The organism is Pseudonocardia sp. UM4_GMWB1 (genome assembly GCF_017312155.1).
Classification (GTDB): domain Bacteria; phylum Actinomycetota; class Actinomycetes; order Mycobacteriales; family Pseudonocardiaceae; genus Pseudonocardia; species Pseudonocardia alni.
Map to the genome: position 1 here is coordinate 1 of NZ_QJPN01000008.1, position 4,717 is coordinate 4,717.

Annotated in this window: 8 protein-coding genes and 1 tRNA gene; 5 read left to right on the forward strand and 4 right to left on the reverse strand. The window is 72.0% G+C overall.

Annotated elements, in window-relative coordinates; genetic code table 11:
- Positions 1-99: 99 nt before the first annotated feature.
- Positions 100-172: transfer RNA gene (locus DMP15_RS30115), tRNA-Pro, on the forward strand.
- Here the strand turns inward: DMP15_RS30115 and DMP15_RS30120 are convergent.
- Positions 154-822, reverse strand: a complete 669-nt coding sequence (locus DMP15_RS30120; RefSeq protein ID WP_337827014.1) for an SDR family NAD(P)-dependent oxidoreductase — start codon at positions 820-822, stop codon at positions 154-156. The two genes, DMP15_RS30115 and DMP15_RS30120, sit on opposite strands and share 19 nt — an antisense overlap.
- Before the next feature lie 74 nt (positions 823-896).
- On the opposite strand from DMP15_RS30120, the gene DMP15_RS30125 reads away from it, so the two are divergent.
- From DMP15_RS30125 to DMP15_RS30140, 4 genes are all read left to right on the forward strand, one after another.
- Complete coding sequence (locus DMP15_RS30125; RefSeq protein ID WP_073575793.1) at positions 897-1,409, forward strand: polyketide cyclase; 513 nt, start codon at positions 897-899, stop codon at positions 1,407-1,409.
- 57 nt (positions 1,410-1,466) lie between these two features.
- A complete protein-coding gene (locus tag DMP15_RS30130) occupies positions 1,467-1,799 on the forward strand; it encodes a hypothetical protein (protein WP_073575791.1) in 333 nt (110 codons plus the stop codon).
- Positions 1,800-2,148: 349 nt separating this feature from the next.
- Positions 2,149-2,352 (forward strand): cold-shock protein, encoded by a 204-nt coding sequence (locus DMP15_RS30135; RefSeq protein ID WP_020627798.1) that lies wholly within the window; start codon positions 2,149-2,151, stop codon positions 2,350-2,352.
- Positions 2,353-2,454: 102 nt separating this feature from the next.
- Positions 2,455-2,859, forward strand: coding sequence for a hypothetical protein (locus tag DMP15_RS30140; protein WP_337827015.1), 405 nt, complete (start codon positions 2,455-2,457; stop codon positions 2,857-2,859).
- A 233-nt stretch (positions 2,860-3,092) separates the two neighbouring features.
- Here DMP15_RS30140 and DMP15_RS30145 read toward each other — a convergent pair whose 3' ends face one another.
- The 3 genes from DMP15_RS30145 to DMP15_RS30155 form a co-directional block, all read right to left on the reverse strand.
- A complete protein-coding gene (locus DMP15_RS30145) occupies positions 3,093-3,296 on the reverse strand; it encodes a cold-shock protein (RefSeq protein WP_020627798.1) in 204 nt (67 codons plus the stop codon).
- 350 nt (positions 3,297-3,646) lie between these two features.
- A complete protein-coding gene (locus DMP15_RS30150) occupies positions 3,647-3,979 on the reverse strand; it encodes a hypothetical protein (RefSeq protein WP_073575791.1) in 333 nt (110 codons plus the stop codon).
- Positions 3,980-3,983: 4 nt separating this feature from the next.
- Positions 3,984-4,250, reverse strand: coding sequence for a hypothetical protein (locus DMP15_RS30155; RefSeq protein WP_337827016.1), 267 nt, complete (start codon positions 4,248-4,250; stop codon positions 3,984-3,986).
- Positions 4,251-4,717: the final 467 nt, after the last annotated feature.

Here is a 4,717-nt window from a genome sequence, read left to right on the forward strand (position 1 = left end):
GCACGACCGGCCCCGATGCGCGGACGGGAACCCCGCGCAGGCCTCGGAGGGCATCGGGTAGAGTTCTCCACGGCTCACGGGGAGACCCGGGTGTCCATCGGGGTGTGGCGCAGCTTGGTAGCGCGCTTCGTTCGGGACGAAGAGGTCGCAGGTTCAAATCCTGTCACCCCCGACAACACGAAGGCCCAGGTCCGGCGGACCCTGGGCCTTCGTCGTGTTCCACGGCCTCACCGGAGGGCCGGGCCGAGCAGCAGGCCGCCGTCGCTCACGTACTCCGAGCCCGTCACGAAAGGACGCCGCCGGGGAGGCGAGGAACAGCACCAGCGCCGAGATGTCGGCCGGCTCTCCCAGCCGCGGCACCGCGAAGGGGTCGGGCGAGTAGAAGTCGGCGATGGGGGCGGCGGCTCCGGCGACGGGCTCGGTGATGAACGGCGTCGCGATGACCCCCGGGTGGACGACGTTGACCCGGATCCCGTCGCGGCCCAGCTCGAGCGCCGCGGTCCTGGTCAGGCCGCGCAGCGCCCACTTGGCGGCGACGTACGGCGCGTAGTGGGCGGTCCCCGGTCCCATGACGGAACCGATGTTGGTGATGGACCCGCCGCCCGCACGGCGCAGGGCCGGCGTCACCGCCTTGATGCCGAAGAACGCACCGGTCAGATCGATGTCGAGCACACGCCGCCACGTGGACGCCTCGGTCGTCTCGATCGGTGCGGGCGGGTTCTGGACGCCGGCGTTGTTGACCAGAACGGTCAGCCGGCCGAACCGGTGCTCGCCCCGGCGACGGCCGCGCTCCACGACGGCGCGGTACGCGGTCCGGGCCACCGACCCCGGGTCGTGACGACGACCGCGCGGTTCGTGGCGCGGACGGCGGGCGGCGTCGGGTGCACGATGGACCCGTGATCGGTGACCGCTGGGGCGTGACCGACGCCGAGACCACCCGCCCCTACCCGTGCGACGAGCTCGTCCCGGCCCCCACGCTGCAGGCGTGGCGGGGCGTCTCCGTCGCCGCGCCGGCCGCCGTCGTCTGGCCGTGGGTCGCCCAGATCCGGCTCGCCCCGTACTCCTACGACTGGGTCGACAACTTCGGACGCCGATCCCCGCAGGAGCTCGTAGGACTCCCGGAACCGCAGGTCGGGGACACCTTCACCGCGACCGGCGGACGGCGGCTCGGCCGGATCCTCTCGGTCGACCCCGGCGTGCAGCTCACCGGCAGCGTCCTGGGCGCCGTCATGTCCTACGTCCTCGCGCCGCAGGGGGCGGACACGACCCGTCTGCTGCTCAAGGTCGTCATGGGCGGCACCCGCGCGCTCGCACCGCTGGTGTCGGTCGGCGACCTCGTGATGGCCCGGCGGCAGCTGCTGAACCTGGGACGGCTCGCCGAGCGCCACAGCCGGCCACGGGGTCGTTGACGACACACCGGGCACGGTGGGGTGCGACGACGGGGTGTGATGCGCGATCCTGACGGGATGAGTGAGAACCCGGTAGCGCTCGATCTCGACGACGCGGGACTGGCCGGTGGCCTCCCCCGCCCGGCGCACCAGCTCGACGGGATCCAGGACGTACCGTTCCGCCCGGTCCAGTTCCGCGACAACGACCTCCCGACCGCACTGGAGCGCGCCGCGCAGTGGCTGCGGGAGACCCAGTCCTGGCTGGGCGAGCCGGTCGACGTGATCGCCATCCACCTCGACTACAACGAGGCGTCCGAGGCGGCGTACTACGAGCTCAAGCTGATGTGCAACGAGGAGGACCTCGCCGGGGCACCCATCGCGGTGCGCCAGCGGGCCGCCGCCGACGCCTGACCACACCCCGACGGGTCGTCGCCCCGGCACCGACCGTGCCGGGGCGACGCCCATCCAGTGATCAGAGTCACGCCGAGCATGACGATCAGCAGGTCGCGACCCTCCGGAACGGCCGCGGGAGCGTCTCAGGGCGGACGGCTGTTTGGCCGACACCGGGCCCTGCGGTAGCGTCCTCCTCGGTCACCGTAGTTCTGAGTTTCGTGTCTCAAGCGCGCTCGCAGAATGATGATGCGGGCGGATCCGCTGTCTTTGGTGTAGCTGAAGCTGGCTGCCGTCTGGGAATTCCTCTGACCCGGGCAGCCGCACGACGTGGTTGTTCCGTCCGAAAGCTGCATGACAAGGAGTCACCATGACCAACGGAACCGTGAAGTGGTTCAACGCCGAGAAGGGCTTCGGCTTCATCGCCCCCGAGGACGGCGGCGCCGACGTGTTCGTCCACTACTCGGCCATCGAGGGCTCGGGCTTCAAGGAGCTCCAGGAGAACCAGGCCGTGTCCTACGAGGTCACCCAGGGCGCCAAGGGCCCGCAGGCCTCCTCGGTGTCCCCCCGCTGACACCCCGCCCGGCCGTGCGGCCGGGCACTGTTCCTCCGTCCGATGGCGGCATCCCCACGCGGGATGCCGCCATCGGCGTCTCCGGGCCGCTAGCGTGGCGGAGTGCCGCTGTCCGCCCGCCAGACCGCGCTGCTGGCGGACCAGTTACCCGGACACGAGGTCGTCGCCGACCACGGCTGGGGTCTGGTCGGGACCACCGTGCTGCAGATCCGCCACGCCGGTGCCGACCTCATCGTGAAGGCCGGCGACGACGCCGACACCCACATCGCCCGTGAGCTGCGCGCCCACCGCGAGTGGCTGGCCCCGCTCGTCGCCCGCGGCCGCGCGCCGGAGCTGCGCCACGCCGACGCCGACGCGAAGCTGCTGGTCACCCCGCTACCTGCCCGGGGCCCTGGTGCAGGACACGCCCGCCGAGCACGAGCCGTCGACCTACCGCGGCGCCGGGGAGCTGCTGGCGCTGCTGCACGACCGGCCCGCCGTCGTCGTCGCCCGGCCTTCCACGATTGAGGTGTCGGCCACCGGGCGTGGCGGATCTGCAGCACGGTGGTCCGACCAGACCCCAGCCGTGGTCGGCGACGACCTCGTGTCCGGGTAACCGGTCCGCCAGCAGCGCGGTCTGGCGGGCGGACAGCGGCACTCCGCCACGCTAGCGGCCCGGAGACGCCGATGGCGGCATCCCGCGTGGGGATGCCGCCATCGGACGGAGGAACAGTGCCCGGCCGCACGGCCGGGCGGGGGTGTCAGCGGGGGGACACCGAGGAGGCCTGCGGGCCCTTGGCGCCCTGGGTGACCTCGTAGGACACGGCCTGGTTCTCCTGGAGCTCCTTGAAGCCCGAGCCCTCGATGGCCGAGTAGTGGACGAACACGTCGGCGCCGCCGTCCTCGGGGGCGATGAAGCCGAAGCCCTTCTCGGCGTTGAACCACTTCACGGTTCCGTTGGTCATGGTGACTCCTTGTCATGCAGCTTTCGGACGGAACAACCACGTCGTGCGGCTGCCCGGGTCAGAGGAATTCCCAGACGGCAGCCAGCTTCAGCTACACCAAAGACAGCGGATCCGCCCGCATCATCATTCTGCGAGCGCGCTTGAGACACGAAACTCAGAACTACGGTGACCGAGGAGGACGCTACCGCAGGGCCCGGTGTCGGCCAAACAGCCGTCCGCCCTGAGACGCTCCCGCGGCCGTTCCGGAGGGTCGCGACCTGCTGATCGTCATGCCTCGGCGTGACTCTGATCACTGGATGGGCGTCGCCCCGGCACGGTCGGTGCCGGGGCGACGACCCGTCGGGGTGTGGTCAGGCGTCGGCGGCGGCCCGCTGGCGCACCGCGATGGGTGCCCCGGCGAGGTCCTCCTCGTTGCACATCAGCTTGAGCTCGTAGTACGCCGCCTCGGACGCCTCGTTGTAGTCGAGGTGGATGGCGATCACGTCGACCGGCTCGCCCAGCCAGGACTGGGTCTCCCGCAGCCACTGCGCGGCGCGCTCCAGTGCGGTCGGGAGGTCGTTGTCGCGGAACTGGACCGGGCGGAACGGTACGTCCTGGATCCCGTCGAGCTGGTGCGCCGGGCGGGGGAGGCCACCGGCCAGTCCCGCGTCGTCGAGATCGAGCGCTACCGGGTTCTCACTCATCCCGTCAGGATCGCGCATCACACCCCGTCGTCGCACCCCACCGTGCCCGGTGTGTCGTCAACGACCCCGTGGCCGGCTGTGGCGCTCCGGCGAGCCGTCCCAGGTTCAGCAGCTGCCGCCGGGCCATCACGAGGTCGCCGACCGACACCAGCGGTGCGAGCGCGCGGGTGCCGCCCATGACGACCTTGAGCAGCAGACGGGTCGTGTCCGCCCCCTGCGGCGCGAGGACGTAGGACATGACGGCGCCCAGGACGCTGCCGGTGAGCTGCACGCCGGGGTCGACCGAGAGGATCCGGCCGAGCCGCCGTCCGCCGGTCGCGGTGAAGGTGTCCCGACCTGCGGTTCCGGGAGTCCTACGAGCTCCTGCGGGGATCGGCGTCCGAAGTTGTCGACCCAGTCGTAGGAGTACGGGGCGAGCCGGATCTGGGCGACCCACGGCCAGACGACGGCGGCCGGCGCGGCGACGGAGACGCCCCCGCCACGCCTGCAGCGTGGGGGCCGGGACGAGCTCGTCGCACGGGTAGGGGCGGGTGGTCTCGGCGTCGGTCACGCCCCAGCGGTCACCGATCACGGGTCCATCGTGCACCCGACGCCGCCCGCCGTCCGCGCCCACGAACCGCGCGGTCGTCGTCACGACCCGGGGTCGGTGGCCCGGACCGCGTACCGCGCCGTCGTGGAGCGCGGCCGCGTCGCCGAGGCCGAGCACCGGTTCGGCCGGCTGACCGTTCTGGTCAACAA